Genomic DNA, 24,587 nt, shown 5'->3' with positions numbered 1-24,587 from the left:
GTGCTGCCATAGAGCTATGTAAAATTGCAATAATTTTTAAGATGTGTTATTTTTATATTAAGTTACATAATAGTTATACATAACAGATGACAATACAATTATAAGGTAATATTTAAAAATAAATAAAAGGTTCGCTCTATTCATAAGGTGTTGTCAAGGGGGCTGTATGAGTAAAAAGCGGTTTTTCAGTTTGCAATACAAGGTGTTGCTTTTTTCGTTCATAATAATAATTATTCCGATAACGGTTTTGGGAATTATATCTTTTATAAAATCATCCCAGATTCTCCAACAAAAGATAGCAATATCTAATATGAACACTGTTAAACAGATTGGTAACAATATTGAGTTTATAGTAGACAACATTGGTGATACTTCCCTGTACCTTATCCAAAATGAGGATGTAAGGGAGTTCCTGAAGCTTAAGTCGGATGAGCCAACAGAAACGATATCAAAAAAGAAAATAAAAATAGAAACCGATTTAATGCAATTATTGGCTTCAAAATCTTTTGTAAACTCAATATATATAAAAGGCTTCAATAACTTTGAACTCAATACCGCAGGTACCAGGAATGAAATCGATACTGCTACCATAGAAAAGGTAACGGGATTAAGAGGAAAGTCCATGTGGTATATAAATAAGGTCATTAATTATAATGATAAAACCACCAATGTATTTTCTATGATTAGAATAGTAAATGATGTAGCAAATGTCTCCAGTAAGCTTGCTATTCTTAAAATAAATATGGAAGAGAATGCTTTCTTTAACATATATAAGGATAAAATAATTGGAAAAGGTGACGATTTCTTTATTATTGACAATGAAGGAATTGTAATATCAGCGACTAACAGAAGTAAAATAGGACAAAAATTTGAAAATAATGTTTTCGGAATAAATTCATTGGATTCTATGGAAAACTATTTTAACTATAATGGCAATGGAACCAATTACCTTGTAACTTATTGTACAATTGACAGTCTGGGATGGAAGGTTGTAAATATGGTTCCAATGCAGGAACTTCTTAAGGAAAATATCAGAACCCAGAGTGCGATTCTAACAGCAATGATTATAAGCTTTTCAGTTTGTGTTATTATTGCGATACTCTTTTCAAAAGGGATATTGAGTAGACTTAAGAAGCTTTTTAAGATGATGGGAAGGCTTGAGAATGAAGACTTTGATGTATATGTTGAGCCTCAGGGAAATGATGAAATTACCCTTTTGAGCAGAAATTTTAATAAAATGTCTGTGAAATTAAAAGAATTGATACAAAAAGTATATACGGTTCAGATAAAACAAAAGGAAGCTGAACTCAGAGCATTGCAGGCTCAAATTAATCCTCACTTCCTGTATAACACTCTTGATAACATATACTGGATGGGAAGAATGGAAAAGGCTTATGAGACTTGTACTTTGGTTGAAGCCTTATCAAAGTTGTTTAGGTTAAGTCTGAACAGCGGCAATGAGACTACAACTGTCAAGCGGGAGATAGAGCATGTAAAGAATTATATAGTCATCCAGCAGTCAAGGTATAAGGATATGATTAAATTTTCACTCCATGTTGATCCTGAAGTTCTGGAGTGTGTTACTTTAAAGCTAGTTATGCAACCGCTTATCGAAAACTCCATAGTTCATGGTATTGAAAAGAAAGGAGAGAGCGGTGAAATTGATATCACGGTCAGACAGGAAGATAGCAGGCTAGTTTTCATTATCAGTGATAACGGTTATGGTGTAAATTTGGAAGAAATCCAGCAGCTTCTTGACAAAACAACTGAAAACAATAAAGGCTTGGCAATTAAGAATGTTAATGACAGAATAAAGCTTTATTATGGTGATAAATACGGTCTTGAATTTTTTAACCGGGTATGTGGCACTACAGCTGTAATAACACAGCCATATAGCATGGAGGCAATGGAAAAATGATTAAGATACTAATAGTTGATGATGAAGCGGTTATACGTAAAGGTATTATTACATCCATTGATTGGGAATCTATGGGGATGACTGTTGTGGGGGAGGCTTCTAACGGTAGAGAAGGCTTTGAAAAGGCACTGGAATTAAAGCCGGATATTGTCATTACAGACGTTCGTATGCCTGTAGTTGACGGCCTTGAACTTACAAAGATGCTCAGGGAAAACATGCCTGATGTCAGGGTAGTTATTATAAGCGGGTATGATGAATTTAAATATGCTAGGGAAGCACTTCGTATGGGCGTTAATGAATATTTGTTAAAACCTATTGGTGCTGGTGAACTTGTTAAGATCGTACTGAAGCAATGTGATGAAATTATCAGAAAGAATAATGAAGTTAGTCAGGATATAAGGATTAAGAATATTTTCAGAGAAAACCTATCATTTATGCAGACGCGGTTTATAACTTCGATTTTAAACGCGGAAAGTGTAAATGTACCCGATATTACCGAAAAATCCAAGGAATTGAATGTTGATTTGTCAGGTAAGGAGTTTCAGCTTATTATTATTGATATAGACGATTTCTTTTTGATTACCGAAAATATGACCAGCAGTGAGAAGGAATTAATTAAGAATAGAATAAAAAATTCTGCCGAAGAAATTCTGAATCCATCAACAAAAAGTATAGTATGTCACAGTGAGGCAGATTATCTGTTTTCTGTTATAAATGTCAAGGATTCTAACAGGTATGATTTATTTAACCTCTATAAGGAAATACGATATACAGTTAAAAAACAATACGGGGTGACTCTAACAATAGGTGTCAGCAATGTATATAAGGCTGTATCAGAATTACCCAGGGCATATGATGAAGTCTTATATATATTGAAAAACAAGGTCTTTGTAGGGAAGGACAGGATTATAACTATCCTTGATGTTGAAAAGCTTGGTGCTGTTTCACAAGTTATTTACTCATCCTCGGATGAAAAAGAGGTTATAGGATATCTTAAAACAATGGATACCGATAAGCTTTCCATAGTTCTTGAGAGGATGTATTCAAACTTTATAAAAACTAAGGCAGACTATTCTGAAGTAAAAAATATATGTCTTAGAATTATCACTATTGCAGAAAGCCAGCTGGATGAGCTTGGAGTTGACTATAGAAATTATGGGGACAGGCAGTTCGGAGGATATGCGGATATAGAAAAGTATGAAACCCTTGAGGACATTAAGCTTTGGATGAAAAATATCTTTCAGGGTTATATAGAGGCAATGCAAAAAGGTAAGAACGAGAAATTTAAAGGCATTGTAAAAGTAGCGATACAATACATGAATGACCACTATGCAGAAAATATAGGGGTGGAGGATATTGCTGCCATTACGTATGTCTCCCCCAACTATTTCAGCAGGGTATTCAAAAAGGAAACCGGAAAAAGCTTTACTGAATGGCTGAATAACGTAAGGCTTGATAAAGCAAAAGTTATTTTGAAGGATATAAAGTTCAGAGTATATGAGGTAGCCGAGAAAGTCGGATATAATGACTATAAGATATTTGCAAACAACTTTAAAAAGTACGTCGGATGTACACCGAAAGAATATAGGGAAAACCTTCTACAAGCCTCTCAAAATAATACAAACGCTGTAAAATAATCATTTACAGCGTTTGTATATTAAATAATCATTTCTTTAAGTAAATAAAATAGCAACATAACATAAATCACGATATTAGTGTAGATATAAGCATGTTTTTTTTACAATAATAATCTTATAATTCTAGTATGAACTGTGGCGCTGCAGTTTCTCAGTAACAATTTCTATTATTTTAATTTTCAAATAAAAACTAATAAGTACTAAGAAGACCAGTTTTTACAACATAATAAGGGAGGAAAATATTTTATGAAAAGAAATATTAAGCTTTTAGCCCTGTTGGTCGCTGTTTCAATGATATTCTCTTTGGCAGCCTGTAGTTCCTCAAACGTCTCAGAGGACAGTACATCTTCCTCTACGGCAGTACAGAGTACTGTTGCCTCAGGTAGCAGTCAGGAACCCGTAACACTTTCATTTATCCATATGTTCCCCAATGAGGACACAGAGGGCAATTCAATAGCTTTCCATAAGGCAATGGAAAAGTTTAAAGCCGATAACGCGAATATAAAAATAAACGAAGAACCGCTTAGTCACGATAACTACGAAACTAAAGTCAGAACATTGGCTGCTGGTAATGAGCTTCCTGATATATTTATAGTTAAGGGTTCTATGACTAGCATGTTTATTGATAATAAATTAATTAATCCTGTGGATGATGTATTAAATGCAGATGCGGACTGGAAAAACAGCTTTTTGCAAGGTGCTTTCGACGACTTTACAGTCGGGGGAAAAAATTATGGTATTCCATTCCAGATGCTTAATACACATCTGATTTACTACAATAAGAAATTACTTAATGATGCCGGTATTTCTACATTCCCTGCAAACTGGAAAGACTTCCTTGATGCTATCAACAAACTTAAAGCTAAAGGAATAACTCCTATATCTCTAGGTAACAAAGGTAATTGGGTTGCAGAATCATGTATCCTCAGTACACTCGGAGACAGATTTACCGGACCTGAATGGTTTACCAGCATTAAGGAGAAAAAAGGTGCGAAGTTTACAGACCCTGAATTTATAAGTGCTTTGGCAGCTTTGCAGGAACTTGCAAAAGTAGGCGCATTCAATTCTGATCTGAACAGTATTGACAATATGCAGCAAAAAACACCTTACTACAACGGCAAGGCAGCAATGTTTATGGAAGGTAATTGGGCAATTAGCAATGTAATCAACGACGCACCAAAGGATATCCAGGAAAATACAGAACTGGCTCTGCTTCCTGCAGTTGATGGCGGCAAGGGTGATCCAATGGAGAACTCAGCCGGTGGTGCATGGGCTTATAATGTAAACTCAGAATTAGAGGGAGCTAAGCTGACAGCAGCTTTCAAGATTCTTAAGGCTGTTACGGATGCTGATTATGCAAAAATTGCAGTAGAATCAAATGCATTCCCAGCAAGCAATCCAAAAGACGTCGACAAAAGTAAACTTGCTCCTCTTTCGTCAAAATATCTTGAGCTTGCGTCCAAGATCAAGGCTGTTCCAATATATGATGCACAGTTGTCTGCAGATTTGATTCAGGTTATGAATACAGGACTTCAGCAGTTATTGATAAACAACATTTCTCCTGAAGAACTTGCAAAGAAGATACAAGCTGAGTACGAAAAATAACAGAGGCATAAAATATGATTAGATTTATATCCGGGAGTTATCACTCCTGGATATATACTAATCAGAACATGGAGGTTATATGGCTAGTAAGACTTTAAGGCCCAAGGGTCGTGTTATAGCAGCCTACTTAGCTCCCGGTTTGTTAATATATTGTTTCATAGTAATAATCCCGTTGATAATTTCACTGATATATAGTTTTTATAATTACAGCGGTGGTGCTAGTATGAAATTCATCGGGCTAAAGAATTACCAATACCTTATAAAAGACATGGATTTCTGGAATTCATTTAAAAATAACCTGGTGATTATCTTATTATCAATGGTGGGACAAGTAGGAATTGCTCTGGTAATAACAGCACTAATGATTTCAAAGTTGTTAAAGTTCAAGGCAATACACAGGAATATCATTTTTCTTCCGGTAGTAGTATCTGCAATAGTAGTAGGCTTTCTCTGGACTATTATGTATAACAAGGATTACGGCTTATTAAATTTTGTATTGAAGTCAGTTGGGTTAGGATCTTTAATAAGGCCATGGCTTGATAATCCTAAATATGTAATGTTTTCTGTAAGTATGCCCATAATATGGCAGTATATAGGTTTTTACCTTGTAATTTTCTTGTCGGCTGTCCAGGGTATATCCCCGGATATATACGAAAGTGCAGACTTAGACGGAGCAGTAGGAATAAAAAGATCTGTATACATTACAATACCCTTGTTAAAGGATACCCTGAAAGTTGCGGTAATGCTCTGCATAGCCGGAAATATGAAGATTTTTGACCACATATATGTAATGACCGGTGGAGGACCGGGAACAAGCTCAATGGTAATGGCTCAGTATGCATATATAAACTCATTTATAATGTTTAAACTGGGGTATGGCAGTGCAATTTCTATTGGAATTCTGGTACTCAGCCTTACACTTATTCTCCTTAGCAGAAAACTATGGGGAGGTAAAGATAATGAAGCATAAAATAATTACGTTGATTTCACAAATAATTGCAAACCTATTTATGATTATGTTTTCAATTACGTGTATCTTTCCGCTTGTATGGATGCTGTATTCTTCGATGAAAACACAGCAGGAATTCAGCCTTGATATAATCTCATTACCAAAGGTTCTGCACTTTGACAATTTTATTGCAGCAATAAAAGTTGGAAAAATGCATATGTTCTTTGGAAACAGTCTTTTTAACAGTGTCATATCTGTAATATTGATAATATTAATAGGCTTTATAGTAGCATACTTTTTATCCAGATATAATTTTAAGTTAAGAAATGCAGTATATGTATTGTTTTTATTTGGAATGCTTGTGCCTGTTCATAGTCTGCTGATACCGCTTTTTATACAATTCAAGGTGCTGCATCTCCTTGACCAGCGTTTTACACTTATTTTTCCGTATGTTGCTTTTGGATTACCTATGGCTGTATTTCTTTTTGAAAGCTTCATAAAATCTACACCTGTTGAGATTGAAGAAGCAGCATATCTGGATGGAGGCAGTACTTCAACTATAATTTTTAAAATTGTTATGCCCGTGTGCAGACCAGTTATTTCAACAATATTAATACTTTCATTTTTAAATTCTTGGAATGAATTCCCGTTTTCACTTATTCTATTAAGAAAGCAGAGTTTGAAAACCATTCCCATAGGCCTGTCAAATTTCAACGGACAATATACGGTAAATTACCCTCAATTGATGGCGGCGATGGTTATTGCGGTTCTTCCGGTTATTATAATTTATCTGTTGTTTTCCAAAAGAGTTATTGAAGGTATGACAGCAGGCTCAGTTAAAGGTTAGCATAAGATAAGAATGTTGTGTTAGTGAGTCGAAGAAGCTAATAACTACAAGTTAAACAAGAATAATTTTACAAGGACGGTGTCTATTTTGGAAAGAGGAATATATTTTGACGGCTGGTACAAGAATAATCATTGTTACCACCCAAGCTTGCCCATTAGAAGTATGCAGATGGTAGAGGACTTGGAAAAATATCATGGTACGCTGCTTGTCTGGTCTGCACTTGGAGGCGGTTCGATATCTCTTCCATATTTGGAGCATGAAGCGTTTGGAGATGTAGACCCAAGGCTTCGATTTTACGGATATATGAATGACTCTGAATTTATAGCAGAATGTAATAAGCGGGGCATAAAGGTTTTCGGTATAGTATTTGAGGTGCAGGGTTGGGAATTCCCGGCAATATTCAGCCCTGATAATAAGCAGTTTAAGGAGCTTAATGTCATAAAGGACGGTAAACCCCATGATTGGTATGGCTTGAGGGAGTTCTCCAATGACAAGTACTATGAAGTGTTTGGAAAAAAATTCTCAGACTATTTTCCAAATGGCCTGTACAACAGTGACGGGGAATCAGTAACAAATATATGGGAGGAATGCTGTGCAAGGGATTTCAATGGAGTACCCTGTCATGCGGAATGGGTTGAGGTAAAAAATCATGAGCATATAGCATACTCAATGTGCAGAAATAATCCGGTATGGAGAGAATACCTTAAACAAATAATTAAAATACAGATAGATGCGGGTGTTGCAGGGATTCAACTGGATGAATGCGAGCTTCCGATGACATCCATAAGGTATGGAGGCTGCTTCTGCAAGGACTGTATGAAACAGTTTAATGCATACCTCAAAGAGTTGGATGCAAAAGGACAACGTCCTGAAGAGCTGAAGGATGTTAACCTGGATAGCTTTAACTACGGTGAATATCTTAAGGCGAGAAATGTAGTTTATCCAGGCAATGTAGGTGAGCTTCCGTTATTCAAGTATTACTGGGAGTACCAGCTGCGAGCAATAAAGAAACATTTTAAGGAACTTGCGGACTATGCAAAGGGATATGGAAGACAAATAGGCAGGGATATACTGGTATCGGGAAACTTCTTTGATATCATGCCTTCATACTATCCATTGGAACCAAGTGCCGATGTAATAATAACTGAAATGAAGCAAAGTATCCTGAAACAGTCCCACTGGTACAGATATGTGGCAGGCTTCGCAGGGGACAAGCCTGTAATTGTGGCGGAAAATCCTTATGGAAGTGCAGTTTATGAGTTAGTTGACCTGCTTAATGAAGGAAAAGGCTATGACCTTTACAGGCTTCTTTTGATAGAGGCTTCAGCATATGGCTGCAATATGTCGGTTCCATATGGTGCATGGATGGGCAATACAGTTAAAGATGCTTTCTGGCCTCCCAGAAATGTAACCTGTGAGGTACAGTCTTTCCTTGTAAACAACGAAAGACTGTTCACTAAGAAATCTGGAGCCAATGTGCTAGTTCTGTACAGTTTTGCCAGCAACTACTGGTCCGAAGCTATTGCAGGATACTCCAGCAGTGTTTTGGATGGTGAGGAGGAGGGAACTCTTTCATACAGTGTAATTGATCCTGATGATCCAAACGGTGTCAGAATGCCTTTCTGGGAAGTAAGCAGAAGTCTGTCCAAAAAGCAGGTAGGCTTTGACGTAAAGTTTATTGCAGATGGAGAGCTAAGGGAAGATGAGTTTTGTGCAAAAGATATTGAAGATTACGATTTGGTTATTCTTCCTGAATGCAGTATATTAACTGAAAATCAGGCTGATGTCCTAAAAACATATGCAAAACAAATCGGCAGAGTCTTGATATTCGGTCAGGCAGCAAAAAACCTGCCGGAATGGATTGAGGATATGGAGAAAATAGACAATGTTACTTATTGTGTGAATGACAAGTATAAACCTACAGCTCTCAAGGAATTTGATAAAATGTTCCAGAGTGCCTACAAGGATTTATGGAAGGTCACTTTGGATAATGAGACAATCGGAGTGCAGACCCATTCAATTGAAAATGGGATGGCAATACACCTGATAAATTACGACTATTCCAAACAGGAGGATTTCGTAAAACCTTTATCTGAATTGAACTTAAAAATACATTTAACAGGTAATAAATATAGCACTATTAAAATTCATACTCTCAATGGCAGTGAGATAAAATTTAACAACAGTATGGATGGGGATGTTCTGAACATTAAAATTTATGATTTGCCTTTGTATGCAGTTGTGGAAGTTAATAAATAATAGTTATAATTATATAAAACAATACAACGCTTCTTAAACCGTCTTTATCTGAGCTCCGGTTTGATGAGTGTCTGTTTAAGAAAAGGGATGAATAATTTATGTTGAGTAAGCAGGAATTCAGCAAGGTAGTAGAGGCTACCCTGGCTTTTTTTGAAAACGCGTCAATAGTTCTGACAGATGATGAGAAGAAACGTATAGAGGTTGCTGATTTTGGATTGAATGATTTAAAACAGACTGGTCTTCAATTAATAACTTTTGTTAATACTGACAGAGTGTGTGCAAAGGAAATGGTTCTTTTCCCACGCCAGACATGTCCTGAGCACAGGCATCCTGACAGAAATGGTAACCCCGGTAAAGAGGAGACTTTCAGATGCAGAAGTGGAAAGGTTTACCTTTATGTTGAAGGTGAAAAGTCTAAAGAGATTCATTGTAAAGTGCCCGCAGGAAGTGAAGGGTACTACACTGTATGGCATGAAATAATATTGAGTCCCGGAGAGCAGTATACTCTTTATCCAAACACTCTTCACTGGTTTCAGGCAGGTGATGATGGCGCAATCATATCTGAGTTTTCTACAAATTCAGATGACTCATCAGATATTTTTTCGGATAAAAGGATAAAAAGAATCCCTGAAGTAGAAAAATAGTATTATTTGATAGCGGGCAGGAAAAGCCCCGGAAGACTCTTCTTAAATTCAAATGAGTCTCCCGGGGCTTTTTGTGTTAAAATTAGCCTTAAATATCCTTTTAGGTATTTATAGATAAAGTGTTTAACAAGTTTGGATGAGGGTATATAATATTAAAGTATTATTCTCAATGGATAAGTAAATGATAAACTTGAAATTATATGAAAGGACGGTAAAAAAATAAATGATAGAAATAAAGAAGAATATATACTGGTGCGGAATAAGAGACTGGGGACTAAGTGTTTTTCACGGACATGAACTTTCAACCCACAGGGGATCTTCATATAATTCATATATTATAAGAGATAAGAAGACAGTACTTATTGATACTGTGTGGGACCCATACAAGGAACAATTTGTAGAGGATCTGGACAAGAGTGTAGGACTGTCAAATATAGATGCAATTGTTATTAACCACGTTGAGCCGGACCATGGCGGAAGCCTTGGGCTTTTGATGAGCAAAATTCCCAATACTCCTATATACTGTACAAAAAACGGTTCCGAAATCATTAAAAAGTATTTCGAAAAAGATTGGAATTTTAATATAGTTAAAACTGGAGATACTCTGGACTTGGGAGAATATAAGCTGAAATTTGTTGACATGCAGATGATTCACTGGCCTGACAGTATGCTTGAGTATGTTGAAGGTGCGAAACTGGTTATATCCAATGATGCTTTTGGTCAGCACTATTGCGGGACTGATATGTTTAATGACCAAGTTGATACCTGTGAACTTTATCAGGAAGCAATAAAGTACTATGCAAATATTCTTACTCCTTTCAGACCCCTAATAAAGAAGAAGATAGAGCAAATATCTTCTTTAAATCTTGATATTGACATGATTGCGCCTAGTCATGGGGTTATTTGGAGAGATAACCCGGCCCAGATTATCAAGAAGTATGATGAGTGGGCTGACCCCAACTATAATGAAGGCTATGCAGCAATTATTTACGATACAATGTACCATACCACCAGAGCCATGGCAGAAGCAATAGGACGAGGCTTTGAAGAAGAAGGAGTAAGCTATAGGATAATCAATGCTGCTACAAGAGATAAGAGTGACCTGAATGTTGAGATTTTTAAGGCAAATGCCGTCCTCATAGGAAGCTGTACGGTTAACAATACAGTTACAAGACCAATAGCAGCTTTGTTGGAGGAAATTAAGTCCTTGAAAATTAAGAATAAGCTTGCTGCGGGATTCGGAGCATATGGCTGGAGCGGTGAGGCACATAAGAAGATAAGCAAGGATCTTGGAGATGCCGGTTTGACAATTTGTGCAGAACCATTGGGCTTCAGATACAAAATGTCCGGGCCGGAAGTTGAGCAGTGTGTCGAAATGGGGCGTAACATTGCTAGACAGCTTAAAGCAAAATAAGATTATAAAGTAGATTTTTCGTGTTTTTTTTAACAAAATGCTACTTACAACTATCATAAATATGTTATAATAAATGCTGGTATTTTGAATATTTATATTCCAATACCAGCTTTTGTTTTGCTTCTCTGTATGTAGAAACAGAAGTACATAAAATCGAGGTAATAGCCTCAAACTCAATAAAGCTATGAATAAAATTTCAAATAGTTATGCGAAGGGGGAAGTCAAATGAATTACTCACATGAAGTTGAAAATATGTGTGTTGTAAAGAAGGGGCCGCATCATGGTCCTGCTCCAATTCCTGAAGAAGGTAAGTGGGTAAAAGCTAAAGAAATCAGCGATATATCAGGTTTGTCACATGGTATTGGTTGGTGTGCACCTCAGCAGGGATGCTGTAAGCTCACATTGAACGTTAAAGAAGGTATAGTTGAAGAAGCTCTTGTTGAAACACTTGGTTGCTCAGGTATGACTCACTCAGCAGCTATGGCGGCTGAAATTCTTCAAGGAAAAACTATTCTTGAATGTCTAAATACTGACTTGGTTTGCGACGCTATAAACGTTGCTATGAGAGAAATATTCAAGCAGTTGGCATATGGTAGAACACAGTCTGCTTTCTCAGAAGGCGGTCTTCCAATCGGTGCGGGACTTGAAGACCTTGGTAAAGGTTTACGTTCACAGGTTGGTACAATATTTGCTACTAATGCTAAGGGTGTTAGATACCTTGAAATGGCTGAGGGTTACATATTGAACATAGGTCTTGATGCTGATGACGAAGTTATCGGTTACAAGTTCGTATCACTCGGAAAGATGCTTGATGCAATAAAGAAGGGCGTAGATCCTAAGGAAGCTTATGAAAAGAATATAGGCACTTACGGCAGATTTGCTGAAGCAGTTAAAGTAATAGATCCTAGACACGAATAATTAAAGAGAGAGGTGAATACTGTGGTTAGATTTGAAGGTTATGAAAGAAGAATAGCTCAAATAGAAAAATGTTTAGCTGAGTATGGCTTTAAGAGCCTTGAAGAAGTAAAGGACTTCTGTACTTCAAAAGGAATAGATGTAGACTCAATCGTTAGAGGTATACAGCCAATCGCGTTTGAAAATGCAGTATGGGCATACACTCTCGGTTGTGGTGTTGCACTTAAGAAGGGTATAACAAACGCTTCTCAAGCTGCTGAAGCAATCGGTATCGGATTACAGGCATTCTGTATCCCAGGTTCAGTTGCAGAATCAAGAAAAGTTGGTTTAGGCCACGGAAATCTTGCTGCAATGCTTCTTAAAGAAGAAACTAAATGCTTCTGCTTCCTGGCAGGACACGAATCCTTTGCAGCTGCTGAAGGCGCTATTGGTATAGCTAAAACAGCTAACAAGGTTAGAAAAGAACCACTTCAGGTTATATTGAATGGTCTTGGTAAGGATGCAGCATTTATTATTTCAAGAATCAACGGATTTACATATGTTGAAACTGATTATGATTTTTCAACAAACACTCTTAACGTTGTTAGAACCAAAGCTTATTCAAACGGCGACAAGGCTAAGGTTAGAGTATATGGTGCAAATGACGTTCTTGAAGGCGTTGCAATCATGATGCATGAGAATGTTGACGTATCAATCACTGGTAACTCAACTAACCCAACAAGATTCCAGCACTTAGTTGCAGGTACATACAAGAAGTGGGCAAATGAAAATGGTAAGACATACTTCTCAGTTGCTTCAGGCGGAGGAACAGGAAGAACATTGCATCCTGACAATATGGCTGCAGGACCTGCTTCATACGGCTTGACAGATTCAATGGGTAGAATGCATGGAGACGCTCAGTTTGCCGGATCATCTTCAGTTCCTGCTCACGTTGAAATGATGGGTCTTATCGGCGCAGGTAACAACCCAATGGTTGGTATGACTGTTGCAGTAGCAGTTGCTATTGAAGAAAGTGCAAAATAATTGGTTTATTAATTAAGAATTTAAAGCTGGTATAATAGGAGCTGTCGCAATAGTTTATTAAATATTGCACGGCTCCTTTTTTGCAATTATTTCAATTTGACCAAAAGAATATTATATATTCAGTTAGGCATTATAATATTATCAGAAAGCCGATTGTAAAAATGATATTTTTTTCAAAATTTTTTAGTAAGAGTATTGAACAAGGTAAAAATTCGTATTATACTATAACTAAAGTCAAAGAAAGTCAAAATCAATTTAAATAGAGGTGATGTTGTGGCAAGTTTAAGTGATTTGATTGAGGCTTTTATAAAGCAGATGATGGCGGATACAAACGGGTCAATTGAACTGCAACGTAATGAACTAGCAAACCAGTTCAATTGTGTGCCGTCTCAGATTAACTATGTAATATCAACAAGATTTACCGTGGACAGAGGCTACTATGTTGAGAGCCGAAGGGGCGGTGGGGGACATGTAAAAATAAAACGTGTTAATGTCAATATACCGGGAAACTACCTGATGCATATTATATCCTCCATGGGCTCAAGTATATCTCAGCAATCGGCAGAAGTGTTTGTTAACAATTTTGTAGATTATGAGGTTATAAGTGAAAGAGAAGGATTTTTGATGAAAGCCGCTGTGAGTGATAAGATTCTTGGCGGGTTGCCCATGCCGGACAGGGATATTATCAGGGCATCATTACTAAAAAATATGATTATGAGCTTACTGGTTTAGGAATATAGATTTAAGGGTATTGTTTTTTTAGGAGGTAATTTTTATGCTTTGCCAGAATTGTCAGCAGAGAACTGCAAATGTACATTTTACACAGATTAAAAATAACACAAAGTTGGATATATACCTTTGTGAAGAATGTGCACAGGAAATGAGCCAGCAGGACTTTATTTCTCCTTTCGGATTTAATGATTTGATTAGCGGATTATTTGGGGCACAACTGAAACAGGAACCCGCTGTAAAGCTTAAATGCAAGAATTGCGGGATGGAGTATGATGAATTCCTGAAAACATCAAGGCTGGGCTGTACCCAGTGCTATAAGGCGTTTGCAGATAAACTGGATCCTATAGTAAAAAGACTTCATGGAAACGGAGAACATCACGGAAAGGTTCCGGCAAGGGTAAGCAGCAATGTGAATATTAACAATGAAATAGATAAGCTAAAACAACTTTTAAATGAGGCTATTAAAGATGAAAAATATGAAGAAGCTGCAAAAATCCGAGACAGGATAAAAAGTCTGGAGGTGGGACAATGAGTAAAATACCTGCAGAAAAAGGCCCTGAATTTGACATTGCAGTTTCAAGTAGAGTAAGGCTGGCAAGAAATTTTGCCGATATCCCGTTTTCAGCAAAAATGAATACAAAGCAACAAGCTGATTTAATTAAAAGAATGCAGGAAATAATGTCAGGGTTTACTGTTTATGGTAAGCTAATGTTTGCAGACATGAGTACTTTACATCCGGTAGACAGAATTTCACTGATGGAAAGACACCTTATCAGTCCAGAACTGGCTGACAGCAAGGAAAACAGCGGAGCATTCATAAATGAAAATGAAAACATAAGCATAATGGTAAATGAAGAGGATCATTTACGTGTTCAGTCTATTTTTCCGGGGATACAGCTGGAAAAGGCATACAAGGTATGTGATGAAATTGACTCCCTTATAGCTGAAAAAGCAGACTATGCCTTTGATGACAAATATGGATACCTTACAAGCTGTCCCACAAATATCGGTACAGGGATGAGAGCATCAGTAATGCTGCACCTGCCTGCATTGGTTATGACAGGATATATGAAGTCCATATTGGAAAGTTGCAATAAGGTCGGTGTAACTGTCCGGGGAATATACGGTGAGAACAGTGAAGCGGTAGGAGATATGTTTCAGGTTTCAAACCAGGTGACACTGGGCAGAAAGGAAGAAGAAACAATTGCCAGTATTGACGGTATATGCAAGCAGATAATCGATAGAGAAAAGATACTAAGACTTCAGCTGTATAAGAAAAACATAAATAGATTTGAGGACAGGATATTCAGGTCTTATGGAATTCTTCAAAATGCAAGAATTCTTTCATCCCAAGAATCTTTCAAACTCCTTTCTGATGTAAGACTTGGAGTAAGTATGGGAATAATTAATGATATAGATATAGTGACGCTTAACGAAGCTATGGTGTTGTCACAGCCTGCAACACTTCAAAAAATGTCAGGTAAACCCCTTGAACAGGACGAAAGAGATATAAAGAGGGCTGAACTTATCAGAATAAAAATTACAAAATAAGTATACGAGAGGTGATAAAGATGTATCAACGTTTTACAGAAAAGGCAGAGAGGGCAATAGGATTTTCCCAGCAGGCTGCTGTAGATTTGGGACATAATTATGTCGGTACTGAACATATACTCTTGGGACTTGTAAAAGAAGGAACAGGTGTTGCAGCCAGAGTACTTCAGGGTCAAGGAATAACCGAGGAGAAAATTCTCAAGGAGATCGAAGAACTTATTGGTAAAGGAGATGCTGAAGGTACACAGCCTGTGGGGTTCACTCCCAGAACCAAAAGAGTGCTTGAGCTTGCTTTTAAAGAAGCAAGAAGGATGGGACAGGGATACATTGGAACAGAACATCTTCTTCTTGGAATTATGAAAGAGGGAGAAAGTGTTGCAGTCAGGATTATGATGGATTTGGGAGTCGATCCCCAAAAACTTCTTAATGAACTTGTGAAAATTCTTACCGAAGAATCTCCCGGCTCCAACGGTTCCGCTAAGAGTAGCAGTTCTAATTCAAATACTCCTACCCTGAACCAGTTTGGAAGAGATTTGACAGATATGGCGAGGGATGGGAAAATTGACCCTGTTATAGGACGTGACAAGGAAATAGAGAGAGTTATTCAGATTCTTAGCAGAAGAACCAAAAACAACCCATGTCTCATAGGTGAGCCGGGTGTTGGTAAGACTGCTATTGCAGAAGGGCTGGCTCAAAAAATTGTTGAAGGCAATATTCCTGAGATTTTAAGCGACAAAAGAGTTGTTACCCTTGATTTATCCTCAATGGTTGCAGGTGCAAAGTACAGGGGAGAGTTTGAAGACAGGCTTAAAAAGGCAATGGAAGAGATTCGTAAGGCTGCAAACGTAATATTGTTCATTGATGAGCTGCATACTATTGTAGGTGCAGGTGCAGCAGAAGGTGCCATAGATGCCTCAAACATACTCAAACCATCTCTTGCAAGAGGTGAAATTCAGGTTATCGGTGCTACAACCTTAAATGAGTACAGAAAACACATTGAAAAGGATGCAGCTCTGGAAAGAAGATTTCAGCCTATAACCGTAGGAGAACCTTCAAAGGAAGAGGCTGTTGAAATATTAAAGGGTGTTCGTGATAAATATGAGGCCCACCACAGAGTAAAGATAACGGATGATGCACTCGAAGCTGCAGTTAAGCTTGGGGACAGATATATAACAGACAGATTCCTGCCGGATAAGGCTATTGACTTAATTGATGAGGCAGCTTCCAGAATAAGACTCAAAACCTTTACTGCTCCACCTGATTTAAAGGAAATGGAGGAGAGGGTTGAAAAGCTAAGTAAGGAGAAGGAAGATGCCATCAGGTGTCAGGAATTTGAAAAAGCAGCAAGAATAAGAGATGATGAACAAAAGCTTAAAAATGAACTAGATAAGATAAGGGATCAATGGCACCAGAAGAATCAAACAAAAACGGATACGGTTACAGAAGACGAAATAGCTGATATTGTTGCCAGTTGGACCGGGATACCTGTAAAGAGGCTTGCTGAGGAAGAATCCGAGAGACTACTAAAAATGGAAGAAACTCTTCATAAGCGGGTAATCGGCCAGGATGAGGCTGTTAAATCCATATCAAAGGCAATCAGAAGAGGACGTGTAGGGTTGAAAGACCCGAAGAGACCGGTTGGCTCATTTATATTCATGGGCCCTACGGGAGTTGGTAAGACCGAACTTTGCAAAGCATTGGCAGAAGCAATGTTCGGTGATGAAAAGTCAATGATACGTGTTGATATGTCCGAGTTCATGGAAAAGCACAGTGTGTCAAAACTGGTTGGTTCACCTCCGGGTTACGTAGGTTATGACGAGGGTGGACAGCTTACTGAAAGGGTCAGAAGAAAGCCGTACTCAGTACTTCTGTTTGATGAAATAGAGAAGGCACACCCTGACATTTTCAATATACTGCTGCAGATACTGGAAGATGGCAGACTTACTGATTCACAGGGACGTGTGGTAGATTTCAGAAATACCATTATAATCATGACCTCGAATGTAGGTGCAAGAACCATTACTGAGCCAAAGAGACTTGGATTCTCAGCATCAAATGATGAGAGCGCAAAGAATTATGAAGATATGAAGAACAATGTAATGGGCGAGCTCAAAAAGATGTTCAGGCCGGAGTTCCTTAACAGAATTGACGATATAATCGTTTTCCATCCCTTATCCAAGGAAAATATAAAAGAAATTGTACGTCTTATGCTTGATGTTCTTGTAAAGAGACTAAAGGCTAATGAAATAACAATGGAAGTAAGTGAAGAGGCTATGGGCTATCTGGCGCAAAAGGGCTTTGACCCTCTGTTTGGAGCAAGGCCTTTAAGACGTGCAATACAAAGCATGGTGGAGGATAAGCTTGCGGAAGATATGCTGGAAGGTAAGGTTAAGGCCGGAGACAGCATCAGGATAGACTTAGACGCAGAAAACGTTGTTGTTAATAAGAAGTAAGGAAAAACTGTTATTTCCGATTACTAAAAAAGGAATATGAGAATTTAAAACCCCTCTTTGGCGACAATAGCCAAACGAGGGGTTTTATAATGCATTGATTATTTCCGGTATATTTGACGGCTTAAACCCCCTGGATATACAATTATTTACATAAAAGAAGCTAATTGTAATAAACTCAAATATCGGAAAGGAAGTCTGCATTATGATTATATATAAGCTTTTAAAGACTCCGTTACAATATTACGTTTATGACAGGAATAAGAACAAAATCCTAAATATAAGCAAGGAAGAATATCTGGAACTTGACAGATTAAGTAAAAAAGAAACTACTGAAAAAGAGGCAGTCTGTCTTAAAAAATACCAGAAGTGCGGATATTTAAAAGATAATGTTGTTGAAAAAATAGTTCATCCGGAAACCAAATATATCAAGCATTATCTGGACCACAGAGTACAGTTCCTCATATTACAGGTTACACAAAGCTGCAATCTCAGGTGTGATTATTGTACATATTCAGGCCATTATACCAACAGAGTTCACTCCGGCAAGTCAATGACATGGGGATTGGCGAAAAAGTCAATTGACTATCTATATGATCATTCAAATGAAATTGAAAAAGTCAGAATAAGCTTTTACGGCGGAGAACCATTGCTTAGATTTGACTTAATAAAAAAATGCGTAGAATACGTTAAAGAAATTTATCCCGATAGAATTACAAACTATGGAATCACCACCAATGGCACACTTCTTTCAGGTGAAATAGCTGAATTTCTAATAAATAACCAATTCTCTGTTACCATAAGCCTAGACGGCTCCAAGAAGGATCATGATGTAAACAGAAAGTTTGTAAATGGAGAAGGCAGCTTTGATACTATCATTAATAACATTAAAGAGATAAGTAAACATAACAAGGAATTTATTAAGAATATCAGATTTAATACTGTATTAAATCCAAAATCCGATTATGGTACCGTGAGAAATTATTTTAGCTCAGAAGATGTTGTATGCGATGCCGGAGTCGGGCTTAGTCTTATGGAGGAAATTAACTATAAAGGGGATATCTCCTTTAGCGATGAATTTATTAATATAAGAAGATATGACTACTTTCTATTATTAATGACCATGGTAAAGAAATTGAAAAAAGAAGCAATACCAAAGTTCATGTCTGAAATAAAATCAGGTATTGATATTGATTACACTACAATGGAGGATATTAACGAAGTTAAAAGAACATGGCATCACGCAGGACCTTGTATTGCGGGTGCAATGAGAATGTTTGTTAATACAGATGGCGTGATATACCCCTGCGAAAAAGCGGTTGAAACCAGTAAAGCTACAAAAATAGGCAAAATGGATGAAGGTACGGATTCGGAAAAGGTGTCAAAGGTAATGAACATAGGAAGATTAACCGAAAAGGATTGTAAAAACTGTTGGGCTATAAACTGGTGCTCTATGTGTGCATTATATGCTGAGAAGGACGGAAAATTTGACTCGGCTACCAAAAGGAAGAATTGTGCAAAATCTCTTATAGAAGCTCAAGAAAAACTTCTAAACATATGTGTTTTAAAAGAATTTGGATATAAGTTCGAAAAGGAGGAAATGTATGTATAAGCTTCTGGTGTACCCATTCAGTAGAGATGATAACTGCATAGCAAAATATCGTAATATGCTTCGGGGCTACGAGCTTACAAGTCTGGTATGTCTTGAAGGAGCATATGAAAACAGCACAGATGCAGGAGAGTTTGACGAAGTTAAGCCCGGTTTGATAATAACTGATGATTATAACATGGAAATTGATAAATGCGATGTAGTACTTTTGTTAGATATAAGTTTTGATGAATTGAAAGACACATACATTAAGAGGATTAACAATGCTATTTCAAAAAATAAAATTGTTATCACCAATAAGAAGATATACGACTTTTGCCTCAAAGAGTTTTCAGGCAATAAGAATATCAGAATACTGGACAATATTCAGGAGTCTGGGGTGAATTATTTTACATATGACAAGAGAATGACACAGCCGGATATTCCTGTTTTAACTGTCATGTCAATTGGAGAGAACTGCAATAAATTTGAGGCACAGCTTGACCTGAGAAGGAAATTTCAGGATAAAGGATACAAGGTGTTACAGTTTGGTACAAAAGATTACTGTGATTTATTCGGCTTCAAAAAGCTTCCGTCCTTTCTAATGTCAAAAGACATATCAATTGATAAAAAAATATACATGTTTAACTACTATATAAACAGAGAAGTATTAAAGGACGATTATGATGTGGTTATTATAGAGGTTGCGGGAGGCCTACTTCCTGTTAACAGGTATGTCACGAATTATTTTGGAGAAATTCCTCTGATTGTATCTTCTGCGCTGAATATAGATATAAATGTTCTATGCTCGTATCATAATGATGAAATAAAAGTGGAGAACCTGTATGAATGTCGCAACTTCTGCAAAGGAAGGCTGGGATGTTTTACAGATTATTACTATATGTCTGACAGACAATTCAGGATTTCTTATGACCATGATATAGAATACTTTATTCTGGACAGAGAGAACTGTGTAAATAATATACCGGTTATAAACGATGAAACACTTAAATTCTGTCATGTTTTGGATACTGATGTCAAGGATAACCTGCTGGATTCCTTGGTAGAAGAATTGGAAGGTAATGTAGCGCTTGTTTAAGAGGGGGAGACTATGAATAAGAGTGAAGTAATGAAGGAGATAAAAGAAACTGTATTCAGGATAACCGGAATCAAAATAGAGGATGAAAATGACAATATTATTGGATGCCATCATAATTATCCGATTGTGTATGCCATCTATATTGTTGATGAACTTGAAAAAATATTCGGAAAAGAGATTTCAAATATATTTACTGAAAATGATTATACCGTTTGGAGACTATCTATTCTGGCAGAGGCCATAATAAATATATGCAGTAATTCTTCGGATGAGCTTCAGGCAGTTTAATGTGGGAAGGGGTACATCATTTAATTAATTAAATGATTACATAAAAAACTTTTAAGGAGGTATTTTTATGAAAAAATTATCAAAAAGAAGCGACGTAGCTTCAAACACAATTTCAGCGTTTGATCTATGTTCCAGTAATTGTAATTGCTATAGTTTCTGTGTATCCCATTGTAAAACTGCTCCAGGCGCTGAAGGAGCAATCAGCAGCAGTCTCATCAGTGGCTTATACAGTGATGTAAAAGGATACGCAGGATAAGTCAAAACTCATACTTACAAACCGAGAAAAGGAGTGCCATCCGGTACTCCTTTTGTAATATGATGGAATAGAGAACGAGACCTGAGAGTTACCCGTTGCTGTTTTCCAATTCGTTTATACTAATCTGTCGTGTATGGACAGTGTGGTTCCATTCCTTGTTGTTTTTCTCCAGAAAGCCTTGTATTGTAATGGGAATCCAGGTCAGGCAATAGTACGGGTAGATAACAAACCCAAGTATCACCTTCAAGCTGAACTTTTTCTCTGCCAGAATAACCAGCGGCCCGTAGAGTACTTCTAAAAGCCCCATTAAATACCACACTTGAACGGGAAATACATATTGAACGCTATAAAGTGGGAATTGGGGATAAACTGTTTGAACCCACATCATAACAGTCATTAATCCCACAAAAATAAATCTTATTGGTTGAAACAAATATAAGGCACAATCAAGAGATGTAAGGTCACCTTTGAAAAAAGCTTTCTTAAATAAAGCTCCCAGGTATTTTTGTGCACATTCAGCATGACCCTGCATCCATCTTTTTCGCTGGTGCCATGACTGTTTAAGGGTAATGGGTTTTTCATCATAAACCACGGCTTCGTGGGCCCATCCAATTTTCACTCCGTTTAAGGCCAGTTTCATGGTATATTCCAGATCCTCGGTCAGACATGTAGCCCCCCATTTTAAAGATTTAAGTATGGAAGTATCAATACAAAATCCGGTTCCGCACAGCCCACAGCTTAGGTTGAGATAATATCTCGGCAACTGAAATATCCTGTTTGAAAGCCAGAAGGCAATGGAATAAGAGCAGGTTATCCAACTGTCATACGGGTTTTTACTGTCAATGTAACCCTGAACTACTTTGAAGCCTTTACACATCTGCTTGTTCATTTCCAGCAGAAAGTTTGGCGAGACCAGATTGTCAGCATCAAAAACAGCAACGGCATCATAATTTGTGTCCATGTGGAAAATCCTGTTAAACATCCATTCAAGTGCATGTCCTTTACCCCTTTTAGAGGCATCCTCACGGATATGTACCTTAGCTCCGAACTTTCGGGCAATTGCAGCAGTATTATCTGTGCAGTTATCAGCTATTACAAAAACATCATATAAATTTCTGGGGTAGTTTAGTTTAAAAAGGCTGTCTACAATATGGCCGATTACAAGCTCCTCATTATGGGCGGCTACTACAAGAGCAAACTTTTTTGCAGGAACAATAGTTCGTGAAAGTTTTTCCTTCCTCTTAATCCAGCCGAAAACAGATATTCCGAAAAAATAGCAGCCTGCTATGAATACCAATATCTGTATAAGCTCGCTTATATAAAATATTAAATTAATAAATAAAGTTTGCATTTTTTCCTCCAAAATAGTATTTATCCGAAATAGTTTGTGCATAAACGGATTAAATTATTTATATAATTTGATACTCTGTAAATTCAATATGCTATAATGAGGTAGTAAAATGCGGAGGTTTTTATGCAAAAATCATATTATAACAACGCAATCTCAGGGAATTCTTCGATGCTGGCATGTTTTAACGAAAAAGCAGAACTTTTAAGACTTTTTTGGCCTGATATTGATTACGCACAGCATTTTGATAAAATGTTTCTGGGGCTATTTGACAAAAACAAAATCGGAAGCACTGTATGGCTTAATGACATCCGATGTGATAATCATCAGGAATACCTTCCTGATTCCAATATAATTAAAAACACGGTTACAAATTTTTTTGACGGATACAAGGTAGTACTATATGACTTTGTACATCCTGAAATGGATGTTTTGGTACGAAGGCTTGAAATTGAGAATCTTCATAATGATAGCAGGGAATTAGGACTTATGAGTTTTTCAGCCGCTACCAGCTGTGATTCCGAGGTGGCATGCAGCTTGTTTGATTTCATGAATGAAGCAATGGTTCACTATAAGCCGGATAGCTATATTGCCATTACTTCAGATATTCCGGTATACCAGTTTCAAATCGGGAATAATGCCAATGATGCCGCAATTAATACATACCTTTATGGCAAGGACGATATAGGTATGATGAAGGATGCCGCCATCTCATGGGATTTGGGAGTTTTCCAGCCGCACACCGTAAAGACCGTTAATGTATATGTATGTGCAGCAGATAGCCTGAAATCCTGTAAAGCTCTTGTAAGAAAAGTAAAATCAGTAGGAGGGCTCACAGCTCTCAGGGAGACAGGACAGTACTGGAAGGACTATCTGGAGAAAACAACACAACTAAAGTCAGGTAACACACTTTTGGATGAATTGTACAAAAGGTCACTTCTTGTATTCAAGTTAATGTACAACAAAAACAGCGGAGGGTTAATGGCTGCTCCCGAAGCCGATGAATACTTTACGAAATGCGGCAAATATGCTTACTGTTGGGGAAGGGATGCGGCGTTTATAACAGGTGCATTGGACATTGGCGGGCTAAGGGAAAGTGTAGCCCATTTCTATAAATGGGCTGTAAGGGTTCAGGATGAGGATGGCAGCTGGCAGCAACGATATCATATGAATGGTAATTTAGGCCCGTGCTGGGGGCTTCAGGTGGATGAGACAGGGACAATTATATGGGGAATGTTGAACCATTACAACTATACAAAGGACACAGATTTTCTGAAATCCGTATGGGATAGTGTTAAGGCAGCGGCAGATTTCCTTGTAAGGTTTATAGACAGTGAAACAGGTCTTCCATGCCCCAGTTTTGACTTGTGGGAAGAAAGGTACGGCGAACATGCATACTCTTCCGCTTCGGTATGTGCAGGGCTCAGGTCAGCTGTGGAGATAGCACGTATTCTTGGAAAAACACCGAAAGATTTTACTTTATGGGCTCAAACAGCAGACAATATTAAAGAAGCAATAGTAAAATACTTCTGGAAAGAAGATTACAGACGATTTATCAGAAGCATCAGGGTAAAACTAAACGGCTTCGGACAGGAACCATCTGGTGATACCATGTTAATTAAAGTAAATCCAAAGGGTTATGTAAGGGATGTAACCAAAGAGGATTGGATAGTAGATGTAAGCCTTGTTGGGCTGGGCATACCATTCGGAATCTTTGATTTGGATGATCCTATGCTGGGAGATACGGTTTCTTTAATTGAACAAGTCCTCACGGTACAAGGAGTCGGTGGTATAAGAAGATATGAAAACGACACATATATAGGTGGGAATCCATGGATTCTTACCACCCTTTGGATAGCATTGTACCATGCGAAATCAGGAAACTATGAAAAGGCAAAGGAATACCTGATTTGGGCTGCAAACGGAAAAACAGATATGGGACTGCTGCCGGAACAGGTTAACAGGGACACGGGAAAACCCGAATGGATAATTCCCCTTACATGGTCTCACGCTATGTACGTACACGTTTATTCAGAGCTTATAAATGCGGGTGCGCTGTGATGT

Annotated in this window: 20 protein-coding genes; 19 read left to right on the top strand and 1 reads right to left on the bottom strand. The window is 37.5% G+C overall.

Features of this window, described 5'->3' with window-relative positions:
* The first annotated feature begins 166 nt into the window (after positions 1-166).
* From L323_RS24180 to L323_RS24095, 18 genes are all read left to right on the top strand, one after another.
* Positions 167-1,918 carry a sensor histidine kinase gene (locus L323_RS24180; protein WP_020814229.1) on the top strand — a complete coding sequence of 584 codons (1,752 nt, stop codon included), beginning with the start codon at positions 167-169 and terminating at the stop codon, positions 1,916-1,918.
* Positions 1,915-3,555 (top strand): response regulator, encoded by a 1,641-nt coding sequence (locus L323_RS24175; protein ID WP_020814228.1) that lies wholly within the window; start codon positions 1,915-1,917, stop codon positions 3,553-3,555. Before L323_RS24180 ends, L323_RS24175 begins: the two co-directional genes overlap by 4 nt.
* 246 nt (positions 3,556-3,801) lie before the next feature.
* Positions 3,802-5,160 carry an extracellular solute-binding protein gene (locus tag L323_RS24170; RefSeq protein ID WP_020814227.1) on the top strand — a complete coding sequence of 453 codons (1,359 nt, stop codon included), beginning with the start codon at positions 3,802-3,804 and terminating at the stop codon, positions 5,158-5,160.
* A 79-nt stretch (positions 5,161-5,239) separates the two neighbouring features.
* Positions 5,240-6,130, top strand: coding sequence for a carbohydrate ABC transporter permease (locus L323_RS24165; protein WP_020814226.1), 891 nt, complete (start codon positions 5,240-5,242; stop codon positions 6,128-6,130).
* The gene (locus L323_RS24160) at positions 6,120-6,956 is read left to right on the top strand and encodes a carbohydrate ABC transporter permease (protein ID WP_020814225.1); all 837 of its coding nucleotides are present in this window, start codon (positions 6,120-6,122) and stop codon (positions 6,954-6,956) included. Before L323_RS24165 ends, L323_RS24160 begins: the two co-directional genes overlap by 11 nt.
* Before the next feature lie 87 nt (positions 6,957-7,043).
* Positions 7,044-9,215, top strand: coding sequence for a hypothetical protein (locus L323_RS24155; RefSeq protein ID WP_020814224.1), 2,172 nt, complete (start codon positions 7,044-7,046; stop codon positions 9,213-9,215).
* Positions 9,216-9,313: 98 nt separating this feature from the next.
* Positions 9,314-9,859 carry a D-lyxose/D-mannose family sugar isomerase gene (locus tag L323_RS24150; RefSeq protein WP_020814223.1) on the top strand — a complete coding sequence of 182 codons (546 nt, stop codon included), beginning with the start codon at positions 9,314-9,316 and terminating at the stop codon, positions 9,857-9,859.
* Between the two features lie 223 nt (positions 9,860-10,082).
* Positions 10,083-11,273, top strand: coding sequence for an MBL fold metallo-hydrolase (locus L323_RS24145; RefSeq protein ID WP_020814222.1), 1,191 nt, complete (start codon positions 10,083-10,085; stop codon positions 11,271-11,273).
* 225 nt (positions 11,274-11,498) lie between these two features.
* Complete coding sequence (locus tag L323_RS24140; RefSeq protein WP_020814221.1) at positions 11,499-12,191, top strand: iron-sulfur cluster assembly scaffold protein; 693 nt, start codon at positions 11,499-11,501, stop codon at positions 12,189-12,191.
* A 21-nt stretch (positions 12,192-12,212) separates the two neighbouring features.
* On the top strand, positions 12,213-13,211 hold the full coding sequence (locus tag L323_RS24135) for a GGGtGRT protein (RefSeq protein ID WP_014312042.1): 999 nt from the start codon (positions 12,213-12,215) through the stop codon (positions 13,209-13,211).
* A gap of 273 nt (positions 13,212-13,484) precedes the next feature.
* Positions 13,485-13,943 (top strand): CtsR family transcriptional regulator, encoded by a 459-nt coding sequence (locus tag L323_RS24130; RefSeq protein ID WP_020814220.1) that lies wholly within the window; start codon positions 13,485-13,487, stop codon positions 13,941-13,943.
* 43 nt (positions 13,944-13,986) lie between these two features.
* Positions 13,987-14,475, top strand: coding sequence for a UvrB/UvrC motif-containing protein (locus L323_RS24125; protein ID WP_020814219.1), 489 nt, complete (start codon positions 13,987-13,989; stop codon positions 14,473-14,475).
* Entirely contained in the window at positions 14,472-15,494 is a 1,023-nt protein-coding gene (locus L323_RS24120) for a protein arginine kinase (protein WP_020814218.1), read from the top strand. Before L323_RS24125 ends, L323_RS24120 begins: the two co-directional genes overlap by 4 nt.
* Before the next feature lie 20 nt (positions 15,495-15,514).
* A complete protein-coding gene (locus tag L323_RS24115; RefSeq protein WP_020814217.1) occupies positions 15,515-17,947 on the top strand; it encodes an ATP-dependent Clp protease ATP-binding subunit in 2,433 nt (810 codons plus the stop codon).
* A gap of 202 nt (positions 17,948-18,149) precedes the next feature.
* A complete protein-coding gene (ccpM, locus tag L323_RS24110; protein WP_020814216.1) occupies positions 18,150-19,556 on the top strand; it encodes a Cys-rich peptide radical SAM maturase CcpM in 1,407 nt (468 codons plus the stop codon).
* On the top strand, positions 19,549-20,631 hold the full coding sequence (locus L323_RS24105; RefSeq protein ID WP_020814215.1) for a TIGR04066 family peptide maturation system protein: 1,083 nt from the start codon (positions 19,549-19,551) through the stop codon (positions 20,629-20,631). The genes ccpM and L323_RS24105 overlap by 8 nt, the downstream gene beginning before the upstream one ends.
* 12 nt (positions 20,632-20,643) lie before the next feature.
* Positions 20,644-20,919, top strand: a complete 276-nt coding sequence (locus L323_RS24100) for a hypothetical protein (RefSeq protein WP_020814214.1) — start codon at positions 20,644-20,646, stop codon at positions 20,917-20,919.
* Between the two features lie 67 nt (positions 20,920-20,986).
* A complete protein-coding gene (locus tag L323_RS24095; protein WP_020814213.1) occupies positions 20,987-21,175 on the top strand; it encodes a CLI_3235 family bacteriocin precursor in 189 nt (62 codons plus the stop codon).
* 88 nt (positions 21,176-21,263) lie between these two features.
* Here L323_RS24095 and L323_RS24090 read toward each other — a convergent pair whose 3' ends face one another.
* Positions 21,264-22,526, bottom strand: coding sequence for a glycosyltransferase family 2 protein (locus tag L323_RS24090; protein ID WP_020814212.1), 1,263 nt, complete (start codon positions 22,524-22,526; stop codon positions 21,264-21,266).
* A 123-nt stretch (positions 22,527-22,649) separates the two neighbouring features.
* On the opposite strand from L323_RS24090, the gene L323_RS24085 reads away from it, so the two are divergent.
* Positions 22,650-24,584, top strand: coding sequence for a glycoside hydrolase family 15 protein (locus L323_RS24085; protein WP_020814211.1), 1,935 nt, complete (start codon positions 22,650-22,652; stop codon positions 24,582-24,584).
* Positions 24,585-24,587: the final 3 nt, after the last annotated feature.

The sequence above is a fragment of the Ruminiclostridium papyrosolvens C7 genome, from assembly GCF_000421965.1.
Classification (GTDB): domain Bacteria; phylum Bacillota; class Clostridia; order Acetivibrionales; family DSM-1351; genus Ruminiclostridium; species Ruminiclostridium papyrosolvens_A.
This window is presented reverse-complemented; position numbering and strand designations above follow the sequence as displayed.

Excerpts from the sequence above, each read along its gene's own strand:
- L323_RS24180 (WP_020814229.1), top strand. The coding sequence starts at position 167 with ATGAGTAAAAAGCGGTTTTTCAGTTTGCAATACAAGGTGTTGCTTTTT.
- L323_RS24175 (WP_020814228.1), top strand. The coding sequence starts at position 1,915 with ATGATTAAGATACTAATAGTTGATGATGAAGCGGTTATACGTAAAGGT.
- L323_RS24170 (WP_020814227.1), top strand. The coding sequence starts at position 3,802 with ATGAAAAGAAATATTAAGCTTTTAGCCCTGTTGGTCGCTGTTTCAATG.
- L323_RS24165 (WP_020814226.1), top strand. The coding sequence starts at position 5,240 with ATGGCTAGTAAGACTTTAAGGCCCAAGGGTCGTGTTATAGCAGCCTAC.
- L323_RS24160 (WP_020814225.1), top strand. The coding sequence starts at position 6,120 with ATGAAGCATAAAATAATTACGTTGATTTCACAAATAATTGCAAACCTA.
- L323_RS24150 (WP_020814223.1), top strand. The coding sequence starts at position 9,314 with ATGTTGAGTAAGCAGGAATTCAGCAAGGTAGTAGAGGCTACCCTGGCT.
- L323_RS24145 (WP_020814222.1), top strand. The coding sequence starts at position 10,083 with ATGATAGAAATAAAGAAGAATATATACTGGTGCGGAATAAGAGACTGG.
- L323_RS24140 (WP_020814221.1), top strand. The coding sequence starts at position 11,499 with ATGAATTACTCACATGAAGTTGAAAATATGTGTGTTGTAAAGAAGGGG.
- L323_RS24125 (WP_020814219.1), top strand. The coding sequence starts at position 13,987 with ATGCTTTGCCAGAATTGTCAGCAGAGAACTGCAAATGTACATTTTACA.
- L323_RS24120 (WP_020814218.1), top strand. The coding sequence starts at position 14,472 with ATGAGTAAAATACCTGCAGAAAAAGGCCCTGAATTTGACATTGCAGTT.
- L323_RS24115 (WP_020814217.1), top strand. The coding sequence starts at position 15,515 with ATGTATCAACGTTTTACAGAAAAGGCAGAGAGGGCAATAGGATTTTCC.
- ccpM (WP_020814216.1), top strand. The coding sequence starts at position 18,150 with ATGATTATATATAAGCTTTTAAAGACTCCGTTACAATATTACGTTTAT.
- L323_RS24105 (WP_020814215.1), top strand. The coding sequence starts at position 19,549 with ATGTATAAGCTTCTGGTGTACCCATTCAGTAGAGATGATAACTGCATA.
- L323_RS24100 (WP_020814214.1), top strand. The coding sequence starts at position 20,644 with ATGAATAAGAGTGAAGTAATGAAGGAGATAAAAGAAACTGTATTCAGG.
- L323_RS24095 (WP_020814213.1), top strand. The coding sequence starts at position 20,987 with ATGAAAAAATTATCAAAAAGAAGCGACGTAGCTTCAAACACAATTTCA.
- L323_RS24090 (WP_020814212.1), bottom strand. The coding sequence starts at position 22,526 with ATGCAAACTTTATTTATTAATTTAATATTTTATATAAGCGAGCTTATA.
- L323_RS24085 (WP_020814211.1), top strand. The coding sequence starts at position 22,650 with ATGCAAAAATCATATTATAACAACGCAATCTCAGGGAATTCTTCGATG.